This window comes from Gluconacetobacter brunescens, from assembly GCF_048695475.1.
Classification (GTDB): domain Bacteria; phylum Pseudomonadota; class Alphaproteobacteria; order Acetobacterales; family Acetobacteraceae; genus Gluconacetobacter.
In genome coordinates this window covers 597,727-620,825 of sequence record NZ_JBLHEN010000002.1, presented here as the reverse complement: position 1 = coordinate 620,825, position 23,099 = coordinate 597,727, and the positions used below count along the sequence as shown (strand labels likewise).

At 60.5% G+C, this 23,099-nt stretch carries 17 protein-coding genes and 3 pseudogenes; 4 read left to right on the top strand and 16 right to left on the bottom strand.

Going from position 1 to position 23,099, the window contains the following annotated elements; all coding sequences use genetic code 11:
• Window positions 1-246 precede the first annotated feature (246 nt).
• Entirely contained in the window at window positions 247-2,673 is a 2,427-nt protein-coding gene (locus ACMAUO_RS15105) for a membrane-bound PQQ-dependent dehydrogenase, glucose/quinate/shikimate family (RefSeq protein WP_420357775.1), read from the top strand.
• Window positions 2,674-2,947: 274 nt separating this feature from the next.
• Here the strand turns inward: ACMAUO_RS15105 and ACMAUO_RS15100 are convergent.
• A pseudogene (locus ACMAUO_RS15100) lies at window positions 2,948-3,172 on the bottom strand (transposase); the annotation flags it as partial.
• An 82-nt stretch (window positions 3,173-3,254) separates the two neighbouring features.
• Here ACMAUO_RS15100 and tnpA point away from each other — a divergent pair.
• From tnpA to ACMAUO_RS15085, 3 genes are read left to right on the top strand one after another with little or no spacing between them, the layout of a single operon-like run.
• Entirely contained in the window at window positions 3,255-3,752 is a 498-nt protein-coding gene (gene tnpA / locus ACMAUO_RS15095) for an IS66-like element accessory protein TnpA (RefSeq protein WP_420357774.1), read from the top strand.
• Window positions 3,749-4,096 (top strand): IS66 family insertion sequence element accessory protein TnpB, encoded by a 348-nt coding sequence (gene tnpB / locus ACMAUO_RS15090; RefSeq protein WP_420357773.1) that lies wholly within the window; start codon window positions 3,749-3,751, stop codon window positions 4,094-4,096. The genes tnpA and tnpB overlap by 4 nt, the downstream gene beginning before the upstream one ends.
• A gap of 49 nt (window positions 4,097-4,145) precedes the next feature.
• Window positions 4,146-4,556 carry an IS66 family transposase gene (locus ACMAUO_RS15085; RefSeq protein ID WP_420357772.1) on the top strand — a complete coding sequence of 137 codons (411 nt, stop codon included), beginning with the start codon at window positions 4,146-4,148 and terminating at the stop codon, window positions 4,554-4,556.
• Window positions 4,557-4,627: 71 nt separating this feature from the next.
• Here the strand turns inward: ACMAUO_RS15085 and ACMAUO_RS15080 are convergent, their stop codons facing one another.
• The 15 genes and pseudogenes from ACMAUO_RS15080 to ACMAUO_RS15010 all read right to left on the bottom strand — a co-directional run bounded on the left by ACMAUO_RS15080 (window position 4,628) and on the right by ACMAUO_RS15010 (window position 23,011).
• Window positions 4,628-6,154: an ISNCY family transposase gene (locus ACMAUO_RS15080; RefSeq protein WP_420357771.1), complete on the bottom strand. Its 1,527-nt coding sequence runs from the start codon at window positions 6,152-6,154 to the stop codon at window positions 4,628-4,630.
• Between the two features lie 111 nt (window positions 6,155-6,265).
• A pseudogene (locus ACMAUO_RS15075) lies at window positions 6,266-6,652 on the bottom strand (IS91 family transposase); the annotation flags it as partial.
• 19 nt (window positions 6,653-6,671) lie between these two features.
• Complete coding sequence (locus ACMAUO_RS15070) at window positions 6,672-7,583, bottom strand: tyrosine-type recombinase/integrase (RefSeq protein ID WP_253541963.1); 912 nt, start codon at window positions 7,581-7,583, stop codon at window positions 6,672-6,674.
• Between the two features lie 147 nt (window positions 7,584-7,730).
• Window positions 7,731-8,468, bottom strand: coding sequence for a M48 family metallopeptidase (locus ACMAUO_RS15065; RefSeq protein ID WP_420357770.1), 738 nt, complete (start codon window positions 8,466-8,468; stop codon window positions 7,731-7,733).
• A 2-nt stretch (window positions 8,469-8,470) separates the two neighbouring features.
• A complete protein-coding gene (locus ACMAUO_RS15060) occupies window positions 8,471-11,767 on the bottom strand; it encodes a type I restriction endonuclease subunit R (RefSeq protein WP_420357769.1) in 3,297 nt (1,098 codons plus the stop codon).
• Window positions 11,768-11,798: 31 nt separating this feature from the next.
• Entirely contained in the window at window positions 11,799-12,896 is a 1,098-nt protein-coding gene (locus ACMAUO_RS15055; RefSeq protein WP_420357768.1) for a restriction endonuclease subunit S, read from the bottom strand.
• Window positions 12,886-14,412: a type I restriction-modification system subunit M gene (locus ACMAUO_RS15050; RefSeq protein ID WP_420357767.1), complete on the bottom strand. Its 1,527-nt coding sequence runs from the start codon at window positions 14,410-14,412 to the stop codon at window positions 12,886-12,888. The genes ACMAUO_RS15055 and ACMAUO_RS15050 overlap by 11 nt, the downstream gene beginning before the upstream one ends.
• 35 nt (window positions 14,413-14,447) lie before the next feature.
• Entirely contained in the window at window positions 14,448-15,044 is a 597-nt protein-coding gene (locus ACMAUO_RS15045; RefSeq protein WP_420358280.1) for a restriction endonuclease subunit S domain-containing protein, read from the bottom strand.
• A gap of 146 nt (window positions 15,045-15,190) precedes the next feature.
• Window positions 15,191-15,406, bottom strand: a pseudogene (locus ACMAUO_RS15040) (transposase); the annotation flags it as partial.
• Between the two features lie 93 nt (window positions 15,407-15,499).
• Entirely contained in the window at window positions 15,500-16,192 is a 693-nt protein-coding gene (locus tag ACMAUO_RS15035) for a hypothetical protein (RefSeq protein ID WP_420357766.1), read from the bottom strand.
• The gene (locus ACMAUO_RS15030) at window positions 16,189-16,941 is read right to left on the bottom strand and encodes a hypothetical protein (protein ID WP_420357765.1); all 753 of its coding nucleotides are present in this window, start codon (window positions 16,939-16,941) and stop codon (window positions 16,189-16,191) included. Before ACMAUO_RS15030 ends, ACMAUO_RS15035 begins: the two co-directional genes overlap by 4 nt.
• Before the next feature lie 291 nt (window positions 16,942-17,232).
• Window positions 17,233-17,640, bottom strand: a complete 408-nt coding sequence (locus tag ACMAUO_RS15025) for a WGR domain-containing protein (protein ID WP_420357764.1) — start codon at window positions 17,638-17,640, stop codon at window positions 17,233-17,235.
• Complete coding sequence (locus tag ACMAUO_RS15020) at window positions 17,603-20,782, bottom strand: error-prone DNA polymerase (RefSeq protein ID WP_420357763.1); 3,180 nt, start codon at window positions 20,780-20,782, stop codon at window positions 17,603-17,605. Before ACMAUO_RS15020 ends, ACMAUO_RS15025 begins: the two co-directional genes overlap by 38 nt.
• The gene (locus ACMAUO_RS15015; RefSeq protein ID WP_420357762.1) at window positions 20,779-22,299 is read right to left on the bottom strand and encodes a DUF6504 family protein; all 1,521 of its coding nucleotides are present in this window, start codon (window positions 22,297-22,299) and stop codon (window positions 20,779-20,781) included. Before ACMAUO_RS15015 ends, ACMAUO_RS15020 begins: the two co-directional genes overlap by 4 nt.
• Window positions 22,229-23,011 carry an ImuA family protein gene (locus tag ACMAUO_RS15010; protein WP_420357761.1) on the bottom strand — a complete coding sequence of 261 codons (783 nt, stop codon included), beginning with the start codon at window positions 23,009-23,011 and terminating at the stop codon, window positions 22,229-22,231. Before ACMAUO_RS15010 ends, ACMAUO_RS15015 begins: the two co-directional genes overlap by 71 nt.
• Window positions 23,012-23,099 lie beyond the last annotated feature (88 nt).

Below are 23,099 nucleotides of genomic sequence, written 5' to 3'. Positions count from 1 at the left end.
CTCGTCTAAATATCGGGAGATTTATAAAACGATAGGAGAGTTCCTGCCGATTGGAGCAGTAAGTCAGGCCTCGGATGTGCAGGCGTAGGAATAAGAAACCAGTTGGCCGGAAGACTCTCCCTCATAAAGCACCCTGCGTTTCAAAGAGGAATGGGAAGGGGGACTACAGTGTGCCTTCAGGTAGCGCCTCTGAAAATAGCTAGGTTTATTGAGTAAATTTCGCCGCATTGAAAGGTTGTGCTCGTGATGGATTCGCCGAATAAAATAACAAAAAGAGGAGACTATCTTCTGATAGCTCTGTATCTGTTTATGGTCGCATTTGGATTGATGGAACTTTACGGAGGAATTATTCTAACATCAGTTGGTGGATCTTTATATTATATATTGTCTGGTGCCTCTCTCGTGGCTTCCGGCGCGCTGCTTTGGAAGCGGCGTATGGAGGGCGCGTGGGTCTTCTCGGGTTTGTTTGTTTTTACAATCATATGGACATTGTGGGAAAGCGGTTTTACCTACTGGTCTTGGATACCGCGCCTTGATGTGCTCGTGGTTCTTGCCTTTATTCTTGGATTCGAGCTTCCCCGATTGGGGAACGGCGTTACACCGACGGTATCCCGCTCTGTTTCCGGGGGAGCCGCTGCGATGTTCCTGCTAGGGATCGCGGGGGCCTTCTATCCTCACTATGTGGTCGAGCCCCCTTCAGGATTTCAGGGAAAGCCGTTGGTGGAGACGGCAGAAACTGTCACGTCAGAGCCTGACAGCGATTGGGACACATACGGGCGGGACAAGAATGCCACCCGCTTCTCGCCGCTTGACCAGATCACGCCGGCCAATGTGGGGAGCCTAACCCAGGCATGGGTTTACCGTACTGGAGCGTTGACACCGGAAGGTCATGCCAATGCGCGCGGTCCCGAAACAACGCCGTTGAAAATTGGCGACGGTGTCTATCTTTGCTCGGCTCTCGACGACATCATTAAGCTGGACCCCAGAACGGGCAAGCAGATATGGCGACATAATTCGGGGATAGAATGGAAGAACACGCGGTACGCGCAAAGCTGCCGGGGTGTTACCCACTATGTTTCGACCGTGACACCGGGCGGAGATCCGTGCCACGAGCGTATTATTGTCGGAACACTTAATGATGGACGCTGGCGCCTCCTCGCAGTGGATGCGGCAACAGGAGAATCCTGCGCCGCGTTTGGTCAAAATGGCGAAGTGAACCTGCTGGAAGGCATGGGTGCCGCGGCTCCCGGAATGGTGGATGAAGCTTCACCGCCTCCTGTCGTCGACGGCGTCATCGTCACCAATCAGGAAGTTATGGATGGACAGCGCCGCGATCCGCCATCGGGCGTGATTCGTGGATATAGCGCAGAAGATGGACAATTGCTCTGGGCGTGGGACGTCAAGCGCCCGGATCGGAAGGGGCTCCCGCCGGCAGGAGAGACATACAGCCGGGGCACGCCCAATTCCTGGGCGGTGATGACGGGAGACGACAAGCTGGGATTGGTATACGTTCCGACCGGAAATACGGCGGTCGATTACTATAGTGTTACCCGTTCACCGGAAGAGAACGCCATATCATCCTCGGTCGTCGCGCTCGATGTTCATACGGGCACGGTTCGTTGGGTGTTCCAGACCGTCCACAAGGACGTGTGGGATTACGATATCGGCAGCCAGGCCACCTTGTTCGACTTCCCCGGGCCTGATGGCAAGGCCGTTCCTGGCTTGGTCATACCGACCAAGCGCGGGCAGCTTTTTGTCCTGAACCGGGTAAGTGGCAAGCCTTTGACGGCGGTGGACGAGAAGCCGGCTCCGCAATATCTTGAGATCTCGGAGGATCCGCATTCTAAAACGCAGCCCTGGTCCGTAGGGATGCCTCGGCTGGGTATGCCTAACCTTACCGAAGCAAAAATGTGGGGTATGACCCCGCTCGATCAGATCTTCTGCAGGATCAGGTTCCGTCGGGCGCATTATGAGGGAGAATTCACAGCGCCTACGACCAAGGAGCCCTGGGTAGAGTTTCCGGGTAATAACGGTGGGGTAGACTGGGGTAGCCTGGCCTACGACCCGAAAGATGGCGTGCTGGTGTCCAACTGGAACGCGGTCGCAATGTATAACCAGCTGATTCCCCGAGCGGAGGCTGATAAGCGCGGTATGAAGGCCTTCGACGATCCGACCTATCATCCAGGTGCTCGGGGCGGGGAGGGCGGCGGCGCGCAAGCCGGCAGTCCTTACGCGATCCTGGTCGATGTTCTTCAGAACCCCTTCACCGGCGTGTTGTGTAACGAACCTCCATACGGCATGATTTCGGCGATCGACATGCACACTCAGAAGCTGCTTTGGCAGAGGCCACTTGGTACGGCGCGGGCGAACGGACCATTCGGTATGCCGACTTATGCGCCGATCGAATTCGGTGTGCCGAGTAACGGCGGGCCGATGATGACGGCGGGCGGCCTGGTATTTATCGCTGCGGCGACGGACAATCTGATCCGAGCCATTGATACGAAGACCGGCAAGGTCGTCTGGAGCGCGGTGTTGCCCGCTGGTGGTCAGGCGACACCGATGACTTACGAAAGTGGTGGTCAGCAATATGTGGTTATTGTCGCCGGAGGCCATCATTATATGAATACGCCGAATGGTGATTACGTCGTAGCTTACGCACTTCCCAAAGGATGATCATAAAGATCATTGGAAACTAAGGTAGGAAGATCTGGTGGCGAGCAGGATATGCTCGTCACCAGTCTTTCCATCGGCATCATGGATGGCAGCCGGGCCCGGCTTGACTAGCCCATCTTATTCACGGCATTGAGTATTTTGCGTGGATTTTTCCGTTTCTATGGTTTGGGCGCGCGGGATCGCACCGGGTTGAGGCGGTGTCATTTTGAAACGGTGGATGGCTGCGGCTGGGGTTGCGAGGACGGGGCGCGTTCGGGGGCGATAGCCCCGTCTGTCACGGGCCGGCAGCCTGCATCGAGATGGCGAGACTGCGGAACAGCGCCGCTTCGGGACAGGCGGCGGCAAACGCGATACGGACACGGGTCGCGGTTTCCAGGATACGCCCGGCGATTTTCAGAAGACGATTTCGTAACGTGGTGAACTCGGCCGAGGCGAGCGGCTGTGGGGCTGGGATGGCGTCCCGCAAGGTGAGCATCAGCCAGTATGCGGCAGTGTGCGTAAGCGTGAGCTGAACCCCACATAGCGGTCGATCGGTTTGTGGGGGGATGATGTCATCGATTTCCCCCCCGGAGAACGATGGCATGAAGAATACGGATTTGACTGACGAGAGCGAAGGGGATGACGTTCCGGTTCCGTGGGAGGCCCTGGGTCGTGTGAGCGGTCGTAATAGCGGACATACGAGCGCTCGTACGACCTCGGGTTATGGTTTTGCCGACGGGCAGGCTGAGATTGAAATCCGGCCGCGGATTGTTCGTCGACGCGTCTGGAGCGATGACGACAAGCAGCGCATTGTGATGGAAGCCTTTGCTCCAGGAACGTGCCGACGGGCGGTAGCAAGCCGGTATGGCGTTTCCTCGGGCCAGCTTTATACGTGGCGGAAGAATTTGACCACGAGCGCGGAAGGTTTCATTCCGGTTCATGTTGGTCCTGCCGCTTTTGACAGGAGAGTGCCGGGCAAGTGTTTGAAGATCCCTGGCGGATTGGAAATCACGTTGGCTGACGGTGTCAGCATCCGGGTTGATGGGTCCTGCGATCCCGATATGCTCTGCCAGCTGGTTCATGGATTGAAACGGTCATGATCTGGCCGTCGGGAGAGGTCCGGATCTGGCTGGCCTGTGGTGTGACGGACATGCGGCGCGGGATCCATTCCCTGGCGCTGCAGGTGCAGAATACGCTGGGGAAAGACCCCCACGATGGCTCGATCTATATTTTTCGGGGTCGCAGGGGCGATACGATCAAAGTTCTTTTTTGGGATCGGCAGGGCATGTGCCTGGCGATGAAACGCCTCGATCGGGGGACGTTCATGTGGCCCCAAGCCAAAGATGGCTCGGTGTCCCTGACGGCGGGTCAGATGGCGATGCTCGTTGAAGCCATCGACTGGCGCGCTACGGCCTGGACGGCAAGGCCGCAGGTGGTCGGCTGAGCGGGTCAAACTGCTTGTACCGGGCCGCCCTCTCCGGTATGATCGGAGCATGTCCAGTCCGAACCCCGGCGAGGCTGAAGAACTGACCGCGCTCCGGGCGGAACTTGCGGCGGCCCGGCATGCCCTGAGCGCCGCGGAAAGCAAACTGGCCCTCGCGGAATCGCGCTGTGCGGCCCTACAGGTGCAGATCGAGCGTACCCGCGAACAACTGGCCCTGATGCGGCGGCAGAAATATGGGCAGAAATCCGAGCGTCACCAGAAGGAGATGGACCAGCTCGAGCTGGTGCTCGACGACCTCGAGGAGACGCTGGCCGAGGCCAGTGCCGAACGGGCGGCCCGGGAGCGCGAAAAGGGCGAAACACCCAAGCCACGCCGCAAGGCCATCCGCCGCCCGCTGCCTGACCATCTGCCGCGCGAAGTGATCGAACTGGCGCCGGCTGCTGCGCGACAATCTGGGTGAGAATCGTATTGCCTCATGAAAAAATGTTCCCGAACGTCTGATTGTCGCCTCACGTCATTGATCCCGCTGCCTCACGCTTCGATCCCCATTGCCGCCCGATCGGGCGGCAATGGGGATTCGGTCGCGCCGACCGCATAGAGTGCCTCTGCCGCCGCCGCTCGCCAGTCCCTGATCCGACGTTGCACCGTTCGCAGCAGACCATCTGGATAGCGCCCGGGATAGGTGGTCTGGAGGCGTTCAAGGAAATGTCGCCCCGTCCGCCAGGGCTCTTCGCTAAACCAGCCCTGCAATTCACCGCCAACGTCGGCGAGCGGATCGGGTCGGCGCCGCTCCCGCGGTCCAGACGTCTTGCGACGGTGGGTCGGCCGGATGACCGGGCCACTCTCCCACACCGTTTTCAGGCTGGCGAGGAATGTGTCCAGCGTCACCGTGTCCGGCGCACCGTGACTGCCGGGAACCGTTTCGTCCGAGAGGCTGACCAGTTCCTCCTGCAACTGACGGATGGTCTGGAGCAACCCAATCGGATCCAGCGTCGCTGCTTCCACCTTCAAAGCCTCCTTGACGCGATCGCCGATCCGACGATCGTCTTCGGCCCGTTGGCGCGGCGTCGCGGGCACATGATACCGCTTCACGATGCGCGCGCCGTTCCGCTCCTTGCTCAGCAGCTTGAACGAGGGCTGGAAAAAATTCACGTAAAGCCGAAGGTGGACGTAAAAACGCGCCAGCAGGCGGGCCGCTTCCAGGCCCTCATAGCGCCTGTAACCGATGGCACGCCGCACGATCGATCCGTTCTTCTGCTCGACCCAGGCTTGGTCATTCTTCCGATAGGGACGGCAACGCGTCAGTTCGATGCCGTGTTCGGCGCAGTAAGCCTTGACCGTCTCGTTCATGAACACGCTGTCGTTGTCCGCATCGATCCCCGACAGGGGAAACGGCAGGCGCGTGCGGACCTCGTCGAGAACCTTCGTCAGCAGATGCTGCTCGCGCACCAGCAGCGGCGCGCATTCCGTCCAGCCAGTCGCAATATCCGTCAGGACCAGCGTCTGCACATAACTGCCCTTTTGGGTGCCGCCGCTGTGCGCGACCAGATCCATCTCCATAAAGCCGGGCGCCGGATCGTTCCAGTCATCGAACGTCCGGATCGGGATGTCACGGCGTACCGAAGGCACGCCCGCCTTGCGCCGCGTCGGCGGCCGGACGTTCTTGCGGTTCAGTGCCCGGTCGATGGTCGCAGCACTCATCGTAATCAACTTCGCCCGGACGTCCGGCGCAGGCAACGCATGACCGTGGCGCTCCATGGCATCGAGCAGGACGGGGATCAGCGCCTTCAGGCGGCGGCTGCAAATCCGGTCCGAAACCTCCCACAGCATCACCAACGCCTCGCGGGTCGTATCGTCATACAAGCGCCGATCGACACGCTCTTTCCTGACGGCCGGCCGCTCCATCCGCAAAATGCGCATCGCGTGCTTGCGATGGAACCCGGTGACGGCCGTGAATTCATCCAGAATTCGACGACGGTCGATCCGTCCCGACTTCGCATAGCGCCCTCTCAGCGCCGCTACAATTTCATCACGTGTTGCCATGCTGACCCGCCTCATCTCCGCCTCCCCGGAACATCGTCTCCGGGAGCATTTCAGGTGAGGCAACAATCGTCACTTCAGGAGCATTTTATACGAGGCAATGCGTCCCTCATCCAGATTGTCGCGCTACATCATCGTCTCCGAGGCGGCCTGGAACAGCAGGGCGTAGAGAACGGCCTTGTTCTGGAGCGCGATGTCGGCGATCCGCGCTGGCAGGGTGAAGACGACATGGAAATACCCGACCGGCAGCAGATCGGCCTCCCGCTCGGCCAGCCATGTCCGCGCGGCGTTCCCCTGGCAGCGCGGACAATGACGGTTGCGGCAGCTGTTATAGGCGATCCGCCAGTGTCCGCAGTCCCCGCAGGCCGCGACATGACCACCAAGGGCCGCCGTGCGACAATGTTCGATCGCCGACATGACCTTGAGCTGCTGCAGGGGGAGACGGCCGGCATGGGCTGACCGCCAGGCAGGGCCGGCAGCCCGGAAGATGTCCCCCAGTTCGAGGGAGGCGGACATGACCGCCCCCGCCCGGGGATCAGCCGTCGGGCCTCGCCTGCGTTGTCGCCAGCATGCCCAGTCTGTCGAGCGGACTGATGACGGCCCGCACGGTCCGTGTCGCCACTTTTGTATAAAGGGCCGTGGTCTCCAGACGGGCGTGGCCCAGCAGGACCTGGATCACGCGGACATCGACACCATCCTCAAGCAGGTGCGTGGCAAAGCTGTGCCGCAGGGTATGAGGCCCCACACGTCTGGTGATCGCAGCGGCCCGCGCCGCATCGACAACCACGCGATGGAGCTGCCGTGTGCTGATGGGCCTCATGGTGTCCTGCCCGGGAAACAGCCAGCCACCCGAATGCATCACGCCCTGCTGGCGTCCGGCCTTCCACCACTCCCGCAGTAGGGGCAGAAGGTCTGCCGGAAGCATGGCGTTGCGATATCGTCCCCCTTTGCCCCGTTCGACCCTGAGCAGCATGCGCTCGCTGTCGATATCACTGATCTTGAGAGCTGCGACCTCGGCCACCCGCAGGCCTGCCCCATAGGCGACCGACAGGGCGGCCTGATGTTTGAGGCATACGGTCGCGTTGAGCAGACGGGCAACCTCATCGCGGCTCAGCACGACGGGCAGGTTGCGGGGATGCGCCACCCGGACCAGCTTGCGTGCGAGGTCGGGTCGGTCGAGTGTCTGGGTGAAGAAAAAACGTAGGGCCGACACGATGGCATTCATGGTCGGTGTCGGCATGCCAGCCTCGTTCTGCGCAATCTGGAACTGGCGCACATCCTCGGCTGTTGCCGTATGGGGTGAGCGGCCCAGAAACGTGGCGAAACGGCCGACATCGCGAAGGTAATTGCGCTGCGTCTCCCGGGAGAACCGCCGCACCGCCATGTCATCAAGCAGGCGCTGGCGAAGGGGACTGATTGCAGCAATGCACAGGGACTCTGTCATCATCCGGCTCCTTCTGGTGGGAAGAAGCCAGAGTGCTTGGCCCGATCAGGACAGTTCCAAATAAAACAGATCGCTCACGCCGTGGTGACAGACCTACACACCGTACCAATCCCGCGCAGCGGGTTCGTTCTCCCCCGCATAGCCGCCGCATCAGCAAGAGAGGACCAGCTCTGCCATTCCATCCAGTCGTGCCTTATGCCGCTCCCAGTCTGGCATGACACGCGCTATAAGAGCCCAGAATGCTGGGCCGTGGTTGTGCTCCTTCAGATGGCACAGTTCATGCAGGATCACGTAATCAATGCAGCCGCGTGGCGCTTTGACCAGATGCGGGTTCAGCGTGATGGTGCCGCCCGGCGAACAGTTACCCCACTGGGTCCGCATCACCTGAAGTTTCAGGGCTGGGAACGTTGTCACCCACAGCGTTGTGGGAAGGAGGGCAGACAGGCGATTGCGAAAGACTTCCTGCGCCCTCGCAAAATACCAGAGTTCCAGCAGCTTCAGAATCCGCAGGGTCTGGCGTTCCTGCACGGAAACCTCCAGTCGTCCCCGCAGCATGCGCACGGTCTCTGGCGCATCAGGCTGATGATGCACTTTCAGCAGATGCCGTCGCCCGAGATAGAAATGGCTTTCCCCACTGACATACGCGCGCGGCGTGGCGTGTTCCTGCACCGCCCGGAAGTCCCGCAACTTCTGCCAGATCCAGCGGGTTTTCTGGTGCAGCGCCTTCTCCAGATCCGCATCGGATGTGCCTTCAGGGATGACAGCCTGAACAGTCAGGTCCGGATGCACCTTGATGCGCAGGGTTGTGCCAGAACGTGCACGAGGCACGACGTCTACCCGGATCAGCTCTCCCCCATAAGCCAGAAGGCGGTGTGTCCCGTCGCCCATGCTTAGCTACGCACTGTATCAGCAGGTCCGGCCCGCATGATCTGGATGACCTGCTCGATGATCTCCTGTGCCTTGTCCACGCCAAAGCCGGCTTTCTGGCCCGTGCTGAACAGGAGGGGAAGCAGCTCCTTCTTGACCGCCTTTTCCATATCCGGGCGGCTGAGCGAGTTCTCCCGCACGGCCTTGTCCACAATCCTGTCAATCTCGAATGCCAGATCAATCCAGCGCTGTTTCTCCTCGTCTGTCTGCCTGTGGTTAAAGATAGCCGCGAGTGTTTTCAGAAATACGCCATAATAGGCCTGGGCATGACGATGCCCGTCAAAAGCAGACGGGATACTGTCCAGTTTGCGGTTGGCCACCTGTTCCTCGAACTCCTGAAACAGCATGAACTGCTTGAGCGGATGGTCGAACAGGCTTTCCGCTTCCTCGATCACCTTGCGCAGCAGGGCCGAGAACGCTTCCTTCGCATACGGGTCGTCCTGCATCTCGTGGTCGATCATTTTCGTCACACGCGTGCGGATCAGATCCGTCTCGTTGCGGGTCTTTTCCTCGCTCCAGGTGGCGGGCTGGTTGTCTTCCTGCTTCTGACCCATCTTGCCGACCGCATACAGGCCCTCAGACTCATGGACCTTTACCCCGGCCACATGCCGATCCAGCAGCTTCTTGACCTGCTCGGCATACTGGTCGAAGTCCACGGTTGCGCCCGTATCCTGCATCACCATCTGCCGCAGGCTGGTCAGTTGTTTCAGTGTTTCCTTGTAGGTCGCGCGGTCCTTTTCCGTGAAGCTGGTATCTTCAAAGAAGGCAACGGATTGCAGCGCCACCTTCAGACAGGCGGCAAACTTCGTCAGCGCCTCATAGAAATCATCGCGGCGCTTGAGGTTCACGTCCACCATCTGGCCGTGTTCCTCCGCCATGCGGGGCATGAGCACGGCACGAAGCTGCTGGAGGTCACTCCTGTTCTTCACGCCGTCAAAAATGGCCCACAGCGCTTTGTGCAGGGCCGGGAGTTCCCGGTATTCCGTGCTCATCTGGCTATAGAGCCCGGCAATGTCCTTCGGGTCGTACCCGCCGACATTCTCGGCAGCCAGCTCGTCATACCGGGCCAGCGTGGTGTCCAGCTCCGCCAGAATGCCGCGATAGTCGATCAGCAGCCCGTGCTTCTTCTGGTCATGCAGCCGGTTCACGCGGGCAATGGCCTGCAACAGATTGTGCTGCTTCAGCGGCTTGTCGATATAGAGCACCGCGTTCTTCGGTTCATCAAAGCCGGTCAGCAGCTTGTCGACCACGATGATCAGCTTGAGGTCCGGGTCTTTCTCGAAGCGCTCGATGACGCCGCGTGTGTAGTCATCCTCGCTCTGGCTGCCGACATTGTCCTTCCACCACGTCTGGATTTCTGGCTGTTTGCGCTCATCGACCTCCGTATGGCCTTCCCGCGTATCCGGCGGGCTCATGACGATGGCACTTTCAAACAGACCGACCTCGTCCAGATACTGCTTGTAGCGGATGGCGGAGAGCTTGCTGTCACAGGCCAGCATACCCTTGAGGTTTTTGTCGATGTTGTTGTCGAAATGCGTGGCCAGATCCATGGCAATCAGCCGGATGCGGTCATCCGCCTTGTAGACCTGATTGGCGCGGGCAAAACGCTTCTTGAGATCCGTGACCTGCTCCTCGGTCAGTCCCTGCGTGATGCGCTCGAACCAGGCATCAATGGCGCGGTCGTTCACATCCAGATCGGGTTTACGTTCCTCATAAAGCAGGGGCGTCACGGTCCCGTCCGACACAGCCTGCTGCATGGTATAGGAGTGGATGATCCTGCCAAACCGGCTGGTGGTCTCGCTGCCCTTGAGCAAGGGCGTGCCGGTAAAGGCGATGAAGGCGGCATTGGGCAGGGCGTGCTTCATGCGGGCATGGTTCTCACCGCCCTGACTGCGATGGCCTTCATCTACCAGCACGATGATGTCCGCGCTGTCATTATGACATTCGGGCAGAGTGGTGGCGGTGTGGAACTTGTTGATGAGCGAGAAGATGATGCGTTCCTGCCCATGCCCGATCTGCTGCGCCAGACGGCGGCCAGAGGTGGCGAGTGCTTCTTCCTTGTCCTTCTTGTCTGCTAGCTCGCCCCCCGTGGAGAAGGTAGTGCTGAGTTGACGTTCCAGATCCTTGCGGTCTGTCACGACAATAATGCGACATTGCTTGAGATCGTCATCCAGAATGAGGGCGCGGCTGAGGAACACCATGGTGAAGGACTTGCCAGACCCCGTGGTGTGCCAGACCACACCGCCCTCACGCCCGCCATCGCTGCGGCGGGACTTGATGCGCTCCAGCAAACGCTTGATGCCAAAGACCTGCTGATAGCGGGCGACGATCTTGCCTGCCTTGCGGTCGACCAGCGTGAAGTATCGCGTCATTTCCAGCAGGCGTTGGGGGGAGAACAGGCCAATCAGCAGCCGATCCTGATCGGAGACATGCAGCGGGCGGGAGGCCCAGTCCTCGAACCACACCCGGTCAGATGCCTTGCGCTCGGCAAACAGCGCGTCTTTTTGCGGACTCGAAAGCGGCGTGTTCTTGAGCGTCTCCATCCGGCTTTCGGGAATGTCCTCTTCCTTCCAACTGGCCCAGAACTTCTTGGGCGTGCCACAGGTGCCATAGCGTCCGTCATGCCCGGTTATGGAGAGTAGAAGCTGGCTGTAGGCAAAAAGCTGGGGGATTTCACCCTTGCTCTGGTTGCGAATACTCTGGGAAATCCCGGCCTCCACGGTCGGGCCTTTGCCCGGCTGACCATCGGGGCGCTTGGCCTCGATCACGGCCAGCGGAATCCCGTTGACGAAGCAGACGATGTCCGGCCTGCGGGTCTGTGTCAGATCGGTGCGCAGAACGCTGTATTCTTCAGTGAAGGTAAAGCTGTTGTTCTCCGGGTTCTGCCAGTCGATCAGGGCAATGGTCGGGTTGGCTTTGCGCCCGTTGATAAACTGGGTCATGGCAATACCGAACAGCAGATGGGTCGTCATCTTGTCATTGGCATCGCGCAGACCGGAGACAAAGTCCGGATGCGTAACGTGCGACACCAGTGCATCAATGGCCTGATCGGACAGGCTGTGCTCCTGCCCTTCAAACTTAAAGCGCCGCTTTTTCAGTTCCGCCCGCAGGAGGGTGTCCAGCACGACGGCGCTCTGCCTGCCGCCCCGCAAAGCCAGCGCCTCGGATGGAGGCAGAAACCGCCAGCCGAGCGTGCTGAGCAGGGCCAATGCGGGCAGTTTGGCGCTGTATTCTTCCTGAAATTTCGGGGCAGAAACCATGATGTTCAAATATCCTGTAAGCTGAAATACCTTAATCGACCGTCACGCGGCGCTTGCCCGTGAGAAGCTGCTGCATCAGGGCTTTCTTCTCTTGGCGCAGGCGCGAGAGGTCGGATTCAAGGGATGCTATTTCTTCGTCCGCTGTGGTCAGGACAGTGGCGATGGCCCGCTGTTCGGGGATGGGGGGAGTTACAACAGAAAAGTCCTTTAATGTTCCAAGTTTGATATATGGCATTGCCCCATGTTGTTTTTCCTTTGAAATATCTAAAGGTAAGAAGAACTCTATGAAATGTAGAAGGAAAAATACTGATATATTCGTGAAATCACTCAATATATAAGTTCTCTGATAAGCCTCGAATTTTCCGTTGTAATAATGTGTTTTTCCGACTTCTCCATTTCCTGCGATGAGTATGGCTTCACAGTCGTAAGAATAATTCTCGCTAAATGTATGTTGTTTCGCACAGGTGAAAAACGGATATTCCCCATTTTCACATCCTTCATTTACATCTTTTTTGCCTGTTTTTATCTGACAGACATTAGACAGTGTCTTTTTCTTCCACTCCCCCGTAAACCCCGGCAGGCGTTTTTTGCCTGTGAGGAGTTGCTGCATGAGGGCTTTTTTCTGCTGCTGGCTGTTGGCCAGAAGCTTCTCCGTCCCCTCAATCGCACGATCCCACGTCGAGAGGATCGCCGCGATCTTCTTCTGTTCGGGGAAGGGAGGGAGAAGAATACGGATATTTTCACAAATGGCTTTATTTAGTTTCGGTTGTGCCGAACCTGTATTGTATTTTTCGTAATTTAATGATTCAAGATAGGATGATAAAAAGCGAGTGTCACAATATTTTTTCGCTTTTAGAACATGAGCATGGTTATTAACCCATGTTTTTCCAGATATAATGAATACATGTGGAAGATTTCGAGAAATAATATTCTCTCCATCCTCTCCCATTAGTATAAGAGTGTCGTCGAATATATAATCATTTACATAGTCTATAATGCCCGTTGCGCCATAATATGGATACTGACCGCGAATTTTTAAACGATCTTCAGATTTCAATGGTTTTCGTTTCCCATCCAAGAAGGAAACCGCTTCTTCTAATTTTACTTCTTTCCAGCCCTCAGGAAGCATAACCCAGCTCCTTCAGATAGGCGTCCATCCGGGCTTCCAGCTTGGCAAGTTCTGCCTTGATCTCCGCCCGCTCTTTGCGCACGGCGTTGAGGTCAATCTCTTCTTCTTCCTCAAACGTATCGACATAACGCGGAATGTTCAGGTTGTAGTCGTTCTCCCTGATCTCATCCGGTGTGGCGAGGTGGGCGTATTTGTCCACATCCTTGCGGGCACGGTAGGTCTCCACAATCTTCGTGATGTTTTCTTCGGTCAGCACATTCTGGTTCTTGCCCGCCCTGAACTCGCGGCTGGCATCAATGAACAGCACGTCCTTCGTCTTGCGGTCCTTGCGGAAAATCAGGATGGCGGCTGGAATCCCTGTGCCGAAGAATAGCTTTTCCGGTAGACCGATCACGGCGTCCAGCAGGTTTTCCTCAATCAGCTTCTGGCGGATCCTGCCTTCCGAACTGCCTCGGAATAACACGCCATGCGGCACCACCACGCCCATGCGCCCCGTGCGGTCTTTCAGGGTGGCAAGCATGTGCAGAATAAAGGCGTAATCGCCCTTGGTCTTGGGCGGCACGCCACGGGCAAAGCGATGATGCACGTCCTGTTCAGCCTCATCATGGCCCCATTTGTCGAGGCTGAAGGGCGGGTTGGCTGTCACCACGTCAAAGCGCATCAGATGGTTTTTGTCATCCAGCAGCTTGGGGCTGCGGATGGTGTCGCCCCATTCAATGCGGTGGTTGTCCTCGCCATGCAGGAACATGTTCATCTTGGCAAAGGACCAGGTCGAGCCAATGGCTTCCTGTCCATACAGGGCGTAGTCCTTGCTGCCGTTGTGGTTCTGCGTCACCTGTTTGCCGCACTTCATGAGCAGGGAGGCCGAACCACAGGCCGGGTCACAAATGCTCTCACCCGGTTGCGGGTTCAGCAGACGGGCCAGCAGTTCACTGACTTCCGGCGGGGTATAGAACTCACCCGCCTTCTGTCCACCACTGGCAGCAAAGTTCTTGATCAGGAATTCATAGCCGTTGCCAATCACATCCAGATTGCCAACGCGTGAGGGGCGCAGGTTCAGGTCCGGCTTGGCAAAATCTTCCAGTAGATGCCGCAGAATGGTGTTCTTCTGCTTTTCATCGCCTAATCTGTCGGAGTTGAAGCTGATGTCCTGGAAGACACTCTTGCCCGCGTCCTTCAGTTTGGTGCCGTTGGCCTCTTCAATGGCGTGCAGGGCCTTGTCAATCCGCTCACCGTTTCCGGGCGTATTACGCTCCCTGTGGAGGGTGTAGAAATCAGAGCCCTTGGGCAGAACAAAGCGTTCCTGTGCCATCATGGCTTCAATCAGTTCGGGATTGTCGCCGTATTCCTTTTTGTAAGTGTCATAATGGTCCTGCCACACATCGGAGATGTATTTCAGGAACAGCATGGTCAGCACGTAATCGCGGTAGGTGTCGGGGCTGACAGTGCCACGGAAGGTGTCACAGGCGCTCCAGAGCGCCTTGTTGATGGTGTCCTGTGAAATCTGTTCGGTCACGAAGTCAAATCCTGTTTCAATATATGCACGAAATATCAGTCCGCCAAAAGGTCTCTGGCAAGCCCGGTCATGATCTGGTGGTTGGTCTGGCGCAGGCGTTGAAGAAGTTCTTCCTCGCGCTGCATGGCGTTTGCCAGCGCCACAATCTGTTCCTGTCGGGGCAGGGGAGGCAGCACGACGGGCGTGGCTTCCAGCACCGGCCGGGCAATGTTGCGCACAAGGGTGGAACTCTGGGCGTTCTGTTCCAGATGGCGCTGCGCCGGTTCCTGATTGAGCCACCAGGCCAGATAGGCAGGCAGCACGTCGGAACGTACCACGCGCAGGAGGAAGAAGTGGGGGGCTGCCACGGCCCGAAGCCTGCCGATGCTCTCATCGATCAGAACCGCCTGTGACACATTGCCACGGGCGGGGAAGAGAATATCACCCGGACGCAGCCAGTCGGGCTCACGACGCCCGGCCACTTCGGTCCGCACGCTGGACGTCCAGTCCACGCCAGAAGGTGAGGTGTCACGCATCTGCACAACAACCGTTTCAGCCCCTTCGGTCGGGTCAATCCGTCCTCTGAACGGGTGGCCTGCCGAAATGGTGGCCACTGCGGCGAGATCTGTTTTGTATGCACCATTGGGCTTCATGTGAACTTGATAGCCAGCCATAAGCCCGACGTCAACAGAATTCTTCCATCGTCTTTGGTGCAAAGAAAAGCTCCCATAAATTTTATCTTCATGGGGTGATGACGCGTCATGACGGCGTCATGACGCCACTCAAGGAGGTGTCACGCGTCCGGTGACGCTGTCATCAGCCGCACCAGTCCCGTCTCGCGTGCCAGCAAAAGCACATGCACGAACGCCGCCTCGATCGCCGTGCGGTTGCCGCGCCGGAACGCCGCGATCGTGTTATGGTCAGGATGCAGGTTCGCCGCCACAAAGCGCATACCGATGTCACGATACGTCGCCCGTTCGATCCGACGCGATGAGAATACCCCGTTCGCATGGAGGCATCGAAGTTCACCGAGGTGCAGATTGCATTTATTTTGAAGCAGGCCGAAGGGGGTACACTCACGCCCGCGTGGGCGTGGGTGAAGGGTTTCCTATTCGAAGTCGTGGAAGAAACTGTCCCCCATCTCCTCATACTGGACGACGTCGGCGAAAGGACCGCTCCGTTCTGGCGGCGGCACAAGAGTACTAGACAGGGCGACCATCATGTTGGGCCGGCATCGTCGCAGCAGGCCCAGGGTCAACGTCTGCGCTGCCCACAGCCGCGACAACTCATGCCCGCCGAAGAAGACGTCGGTGTCGCCGGGAATGATATCGCTGGCCAGATCGCGCAGATCGAAGCTGGGCCGGTCCGGATAGTGCAAGCGTGCATTCCTGTAGAGGCAGAGCCAGTGCGGCGGACTGTCCAGCGGACCGCCCAGCAGGCGCCGCACGAAGCCCGCGTGATAGGCCGCGAGAATGAGCGGCCGGGGAACGCCATGCGGCAGCACCGAGCGGAAGGCCACGTCGCCGACAACCAGCGCAGGCTTCCCTTCATCGTCCTGCGTCGCCTCAAGCGCAGTTCGCGCAGCCATGGCATGACCGCACCACCAACTGAGGCAGGAATTCTCGCCGGCCGCCTGGAAGAACCCCTCACGGGAGTGGACGACCACCTCACTGCCCGCGACGAGAGGACCGGGCGCCACGGGGACGATATCGACGACCAGAATACGTCCCATGGACCAGCGTGGCAGGAAATTCGACCGACGCGCGGAGGGCCGAAATTGGGCGGGAAGGAATTCGCTCATGCCCGAACCTCCTTGCCGCGCAGGGTGACGATGGTGTCATGAAATACTTGCCGCAGCCCGGCTGGGTCCATCAGCATGTCAAGAAAAACGCAGACCGGCGTGATTCCGAGAGCGCGATAAAAAGCCAGGCGGCGGTCCAGACGGTCGAGCCATGCCTTTTCCTGAGAGTTGCGAACCACGCGGTCGGACCCGCACGCGCCCACGACCTCGATATAGGCTGCGTCCGCACCCCGCCGGACGGTCATGTCGGCCCGCTGGTCGCCCCGGTCCGCAGAAATTGGCTGATGGAGATCCAGGCTCAGATCCCTGGAAAGCAGGGGACGCAGCTGCTCATAGGCGGCTCGTTCAGGCAGGGAGGCTAGAACCGTGCCATCGGCGGCGACAGGGCCACCCGGCGGAAGGGTCGGCCAGCGCCGGTAGAACTCGCGCAGGAAGCGCGCCCAGTCGGGTTGACCGCTCTCGCCAATGAACACGAGATGCGCGGCCTGGTTCCCCGCATAGCGAAGCATGGCGGAATTGGGCGGTACACCAAGGCTGAGGGTGAGGCGCCGATAGGTGTGCAGGTCGGCCTCGGTGGCACGAAATTGCGTAAAGGCGACGTTCCCGCCATCAGAGCGGGAACGAAACGATGAAAAGGACATGGTTTTTCCTATGCAGGAGAAAAACCCCAGCGGGTGGGATACGGGCCTTTCAGGCGCCGCCCGCCCCGGCATGAGCCGGTTACTGGGGAGAGTGGCCTTTATGACCACCTACCGTGTCCCGAAACCGGCTGCTGGGGCCGGGTGACGAGGCCCCGACGTCGTTAGACGTCGGGCAACGACGCGCACGTAAACCGCATGACTCACGATTGGGGATGGAGCGGTACAGGGCGCATTGCATTCTACGGTCTATCAGTAAGGATCAAGGCGGACCGAAGGAAACAAGGGCGCTGAAGGCGGTCGCTGATGCGCCGGTCACGCGCTCGGAAGGGGAAACCGCCCCTACCGGATCGGCTTCCGCCCGGAGCAAACGTGCATCCGGTGGAAAATCCGTTCTTCTGGTCAGATCGCGTTATAGCCGCGACGGCGACGAATGGTCATCTGGTCGGCGAGGGCGTTCAGGGCTGCACCTTCGTTCGGATGCAGATCGAGACGTTGGGTGCCTCGAGTGCCGATACGTCCCCACTGGCGGACGAGTGCGGCACCGCCAAACAATTCCGGCTGAATCGACAGCGTATAGAAGCGCCATTCATTCTCTTTCGGCCTGATCCGCTGGAAATGGGCGCGAATGGGAAACAGGTCGATCTGAGAGGGGGCCGGCCGCCGTTTACTAGTCATGCTCCCCGGATCTCCGAACTGTTCAGGTGTGAACTTACCATGTGCTGATTCAGGGTACCAGGAAAATTGCGTCTGCGGGCCGTCCAGAGGCGCCTCAATGAAAGTCGCGGGATCGGATGGCAATGCGGTCACCAGGCAGATCGGCGCACATAGATCTGGCATCGTCATGCCCATCCCCACGCCCCGCCCGATTACCGACATCCGCCAGCAGCGCTGATCGATCGACAATCTCCAGGGCGATCAGATGGATCACTTCCCCCTCCTTCTGAATCCGCCCCTTCACAGCCACCATACTGGCGGACAGGACCACTGGCCGGAACTTCTCGAACACGTCCGCCCAGACGATGACGTTCAGCGTTGCCGTCTCGTCCTCCAGCGTCATGAAGACCACCCCCTTGGAAGAGCCCGGCCGTTGGCGCACCAGGACGATTCCGGCCGCCGTCATCCGCTTGCCGTCCTTGGCGCCGATGGCGTCCCGGCATGACAGGATGCCTTCCCGGCGCAGATCGTCCCGCAGGAAGGCAACCGGATGGTCCCGCAGGGTCAGGCCGACACGGTTATAGTCCCGCGCGACCTCGGCGCCGGCCCGCATGGGCTGGAGCAGGACATCGGGTTCCTCGGCCTCCCGCGTGATGGCCGCAGCCGCGAACAGGGGTAACGGTTCATCCCGTAGCGCCTTGATGGCCCACAATGCCTCGCGCCGGGCCAGCCCGAACCCCGGACGGAACGCATCCGCCTCGGCCAGATGGGTCAGGGCAGCCGCCTTCACGCCGGATCGTCGCCACAGATCATCGACGGATGCAAAGGGCTGATTCCCACGGGCCGCCACGATCCGCGCGGCATCTTCATTGGCCAGTCCCTTCACCAGGTGCATGCCAAGCCTGACGGCGAACAGGCCGTTCGCCCGTTCCGGCCCTTCCAGCGTGGCATCCCACCGGGACCGGTTCACGCAGATCGGCCGGACTTCCACCCCATGAGCCTGGGCGTCGCGGACAAGCTGGCCCGGCGCGTAGAAGCCCATCGGCTGGCTGTTCAGCAATGAGGCCAGGAACACGTCCGGATGGCGGCATTTCATCCAGGACGACGAATAGGCCAGGATGGCGAACGACGCGGCATGGCTTTCCGGAAAGCCGTAGGAGCCGAAGCCCTCAAGCTGCTGATAGATGCGCTCGGCGAATTCCTCCGGGTAGCCGTTCTCCCTCATGCCTTCGAGCAGGCGGGTCTGGAATTTCGATACCGTGCCGGTGTTCTTGAAGGTCGCCATGGCCCGGCGCAGGCCGTCCGCCTCGGCCGCCGTGAACCCGGCGCAGACCATGGCCACCTGCATCACCTGTTCCTGGAACAGCGGCACGCCGAGGGTCCGCTTCAGCACCTCTTCCAGTTCCGGCGTCGGATAGTCCGGATGCTCCAGTCCCGCCCGCCGGCGCAGATACGGATGAACCATATCACCCTGGATCGGTCCGGGTCTCACGATAGCGACCTCGATCACCAGGTCATAATAAGTCCGGGGCTTCAGGCGCGGCAGCATCGACATCTGGGCGCGGGATTCGATCTGGAACACGCCGATCGTGTCCGCCTTGCGGATCATGGCGTAGGTTCGCGGGTCTTCGGCCGGGATGGTGGCCAGGGTCAGCGCCTGCCCCTTATGCTCGGCCAGCAGGTCGAGGCTCTTCTTCATGCAGGTCAGCATGCCGAGTGCCAGCACATCCACCTTCATGAATTTCAGCGCGTCGATATCGTCCTTGTCCCATTCGATGGTCTGACGGTTATCCATCGCCGCCGGTTCGATCGGCACCAGTTCGTCCAGCCGGTCGTGGGTCAGCACGAAGCCACCCGGATGCTGGGACAGATGACGCGGCACGCCGATCAGGGCACGCGCCAGATCGAGCGTCAGACGGATACGCCGGTCGGTCAGGTCGATTCCGGTCTCGGCGAATTTCTCCGCATCGACCTCGCGCGACCAGCCCCATATCTGTTTCGACAGCAGGGAGATCAGGTCTTCCGGCAGCCCCATCACCTTGCCCACATCACGGAGCGCTCCCTTGGCCCGATACCGGGTGACCACGGCGGTCAGTGCCGCGCGGGTTCGACCGTAATGGTCATAGATCCACTGGATGATTTCCTCGCGACGGGCATGCTCGAAATCCACGTCGATGTCCGGCGGCTCGCCCCGCTCTTCCGAGATGAACCGCTCGAACAGCAACGTCGTCCGCGACGGGTCGATCGCCGTGATCCCCAGCACGAAACAGACGGCGCTATTGGCCGCCGATCCGCGACCCTGGCACAGGATTCCCCGCCGCCTCGCCTCGCGGACAATGCTGTTCACCGTCAGGAAGTAGGGCGCGTAGGACATGCGCCCGATCAGCGCCAGTTCATGACGGAGGATTTCGGCCACGTCCTCGGGGATGCCATCCGTATAGAAGGCGCGGGCACCTTCCCACGTCAGGGCCTCCAGTGCCTCCTGGGGTGTCTGGCCTGGCGTCGTGATTTCGTCCGGATATTGATAGGCAAGGTCGTCGAGGCTGAACCGGCAGCGTTCGACGATCTCCATGCTCCGGTCGATCGCTTCGGGATATCGTGAGAACAGGCGCGCGATTTCCTGGGGCGGCTTGAGATAGCGATCGGCATGACGCTCGCGGACGAAGCCGGACCGGTCGATGGTCGTATTGTGCCGGACGCAGGTGACGACATCCTGGAGGATGCGGCGGTCATGGATATCGAACAGGATGTCATTGGCGACGACGGTCTTCACCCGGCGCGCATGGGCCAGGTTCGCCAATTCATAGAGCCGCATCTGATCATTCGGCCGGCGGCGCAGGGTCAGGGCCATATAGGCACGGTCCCCGAAGGCATCCCGCAGCTTCCGCAGATGCAGGGCGCAGTCCTCGCCGGCGACATCCGGCACCAGCACGGCCAGCAGCCCGTCGCCCCACTCGGCCAGGTCGGCCCAGTTCAGCAGGCATTTCCCCTTGCCGGCGCGCGCCTTGCCGATCGAGAGCAGCCGACATAAGCGGCCATAGGCGGCGCGGTCCATCGGATAGACCAGGACCGGCGGAAAGTCGGCGAGGTCGAGCCGGCACCCGACCACCAGCCGCATGCCGGTATCTTTCGCGGCGATGTGGGCCTGGACAATGCCGGCCAGCGTGTTGCGATCCGTGATCCCGATGGCGGAGAGCCCGAGGCGCCTGGCCTGGGCAAACAGTTCTGCAGGCGACGACACGCCCCGCAGGAATGAGAAATAACTGGTGACCTGAAGCTCGGCATAGCGGGTCATGCGAACAGTCCGTGCATGAACCATCTCTGCGAGCCGGTTTCCCCATGCTCGCCGTCGCCCTCGCGGAAGACCCAGAACCGGTCGCCGGCCGTGTCCTCGATGCGGAAATAATCCCGCGCGATCGTCAGTTCCGCATCGCCCTGCCACCATTCGCCGAAGACGCGCTCAGGTCCGTCGGCGCAACGCACGCGATGCCGGATGCCGCGCCAGATGAAGAAGATCGGCGGCTGGTCCGGCAATTCGGCCATGGCCTGGACAGGTTCCGGCCGGGAGAGCAGCCGGGTCGGTCGTGGCCATCCGGCCGGCCAGGTGGTGCCATCATCCGGAGCCAGTGCCGGCACCCGGCAGACCGACCGCTCGGGAATGTCGCTCTCCACAGGGGCAAACCGGTAGAGCGATTCCCCGCCGACGCGATTGGCCAGCGTGTCGATCAGGCCGGAGATGTCGGCTTCTTCCTTTTCAATCAGCGAGGAAACCCGCTGCCTGACCTCCATCGGTTCGGCCAGGACGGCGACCAGTTCCATGCGCTCGATGCCATAGCCCGGATCGACCGTCTCGATCTTCTCGCACAATAGGCGCGTCAGATGCTTCGCGTCCCTTGCCGGCCGGGCCGTCGCGATCCGGATGGTCTGGGTCTGGCTGTCCACCCGGTGCAACAGGAGGTCGAGCAGCCGTATGCCGTCACCCCTCGCATCTAGCCCTTCGCACAGGACGGGAACCAGCTTGCCGATATAGCGGGCAATGGTCTCGGCCGCGCCGATGGGTTCGGCGAAGTTGCGCGCGACAGAAACCGGATCGACCGGACGCACGGCCAGGATGGGTTCGGCGACCCGCCCATACGCCTGGTCCAGACGACGCTCCAGTTCCGGCCCGAACCGCAAGGTCAGCGGCGCGCGCGGCATGGCGGCCAGTTTGCCGATCCGGGAGATACCCAGCGTCCGCAGTCCCTCGATGACGGCAGCCGGAAGCCGCAATGCCTCGATCGGCAGGCCGGAGAGCGCGTCGGGGATGCCTCCGTCGGGCACGATGACGATCCGGCCGCGTCCATATCTGGCCAGGGCATGGGCCGCACCCCACGTCCCGGCGATCGTGACCTTGGCGGTGAAGCCTGAGTCAGCTAGGCGCCGGGCCACGGTTTCCAGCATCGCCGGTTCGCCACCATGCAGATGATCCGTGCCGGTCGTATCCATTACGATGCCATCGGGGAATCCGCCGGATGCGTCCACGGCCACGATCGGCGCGATCCGCCGCTGGAACCACAGAGCCAGAGCCTCCAGCCCGGCCCGGTCTCCCTCAGGGTCGGCGTCCATGATGGTCAGATCGGGATAGAGTGCCTGGGCCTTGGCAACCGGAATGCCGGGCGTCACCCCGATCTTGCGGGCGGCAAGGTCGGCGGACATGACGACGCGACGGCTGCCTTCCTGGCCGGCCAAGGCCAGCGGTCTCTCAGGCGCGGCGTTGCCCAGCTTCTTCCTGATGCGCTCCGTCGGCCACAGCGGCAGGTAGAGCGACACCACACGATTCGATCCTCCCGTTGGCATCGCACCCCTCCACCTCGAAATCCGCGCATTCCCCCGATCGCGCGCGCAGCAATTCCAGCATCCACCGGGGCCGCTCCACGCCGGGCACGGGAAGCGGCGCGGATGGCAGGACGGAGACCCGCCAGCGTGTGGTGCTGGCTGTCGGCTGTCCGAAATCGGCGGCTTCCGTCTGGCGGCGCCATCTCCGGACAGCCAGGCCGATCGTTCCGGTCCCTTCGGCCGCGATCTGCAAGCGCCGCGAGGCCGTCATCGTCAGCCGCCCGACCTCGGCGACCACGGAACCCAGCCCGCCATGCCGCAGACCTTCCTCGAAGCAGGCCAGGGCGTCGTTGTCCGAGGATGCTTCGACATGGATGACCCGGCGGGCAGCCAGTCCGGCCTGATCGAGAGCCGGCGCGAAGATGTCCTGCCGGGTGACAATCCACAGCACCTTGCCCTTGGTCCGGGCGGCGATCCCTGCGGCAAACAGGGCCGCTGCCGTCGCGTTCAGGGCGTCATTCCCGCCACCGGCCACTTCGTGGAACGCCCCGAGGGCCAGGCCGCCACCCGGCAGTCTCGTATCGATCGCCTTCACCCCGAACGGCAGGACGGCGCGCTTGCGGTTCTTGTGTCCCTCGATGCGGGCAATGGTCGCCTGGAGCGCTTCCAGGGCAGGCTTCTTCTGGGCTGGGCTCCCCTTCGTGGTCATTTCGATCCGTCCGATGCTGGCGGGCGTCAGTGATAAGAGTTCATGCTTTGTTCCTTAAATGCGATGAGAGTCAAGGCACGATCTCCGG

Bases quoted from the DNA above. Each gene is read 5' to 3' on its own strand.
- ACMAUO_RS15105 (WP_420357775.1), top strand. From the start codon at position 247: ATGGATTCGCCGAATAAAATAACAAAAAGAGGAGACTATCTTCTGATA.
- tnpA (WP_420357774.1), top strand. From the start codon at position 3,255: ATGAAGAATACGGATTTGACTGACGAGAGCGAAGGGGATGACGTTCCG.
- tnpB (WP_420357773.1), top strand. From the start codon at position 3,749: ATGATCTGGCCGTCGGGAGAGGTCCGGATCTGGCTGGCCTGTGGTGTG.
- ACMAUO_RS15085 (WP_420357772.1), top strand. From the start codon at position 4,146: ATGTCCAGTCCGAACCCCGGCGAGGCTGAAGAACTGACCGCGCTCCGG.
- ACMAUO_RS15080 (WP_420357771.1), bottom strand. From the start codon at position 6,154: ATGAGGCGGGTCAGCATGGCAACACGTGATGAAATTGTAGCGGCGCTG.
- ACMAUO_RS15070 (WP_253541963.1), bottom strand. From the start codon at position 7,583: ATGATGACAGAGTCCCTGTGCATTGCTGCAATCAGTCCCCTTCGCCAG.
- ACMAUO_RS15065 (WP_420357770.1), bottom strand. From the start codon at position 8,468: ATGGGCGACGGGACACACCGCCTTCTGGCTTATGGGGGAGAGCTGATC.
- ACMAUO_RS15060 (WP_420357769.1), bottom strand. From the start codon at position 11,767: ATGGTTTCTGCCCCGAAATTTCAGGAAGAATACAGCGCCAAACTGCCC.
- ACMAUO_RS15055 (WP_420357768.1), bottom strand. From the start codon at position 12,896: ATGCTTCCTGAGGGCTGGAAAGAAGTAAAATTAGAAGAAGCGGTTTCC.
- ACMAUO_RS15045 (WP_420358280.1), bottom strand. From the start codon at position 15,044: ATGAAGCCCAATGGTGCATACAAAACAGATCTCGCCGCAGTGGCCACC.
- ACMAUO_RS15035 (WP_420357766.1), bottom strand. From the start codon at position 16,192: ATGAGCGAATTCCTTCCCGCCCAATTTCGGCCCTCCGCGCGTCGGTCG.
- ACMAUO_RS15020 (WP_420357763.1), bottom strand. From the start codon at position 20,782: ATGACCCGCTATGCCGAGCTTCAGGTCACCAGTTATTTCTCATTCCTG.
- ACMAUO_RS15010 (WP_420357761.1), bottom strand. From the start codon at position 23,011: ATGACCACGAAGGGGAGCCCAGCCCAGAAGAAGCCTGCCCTGGAAGCG.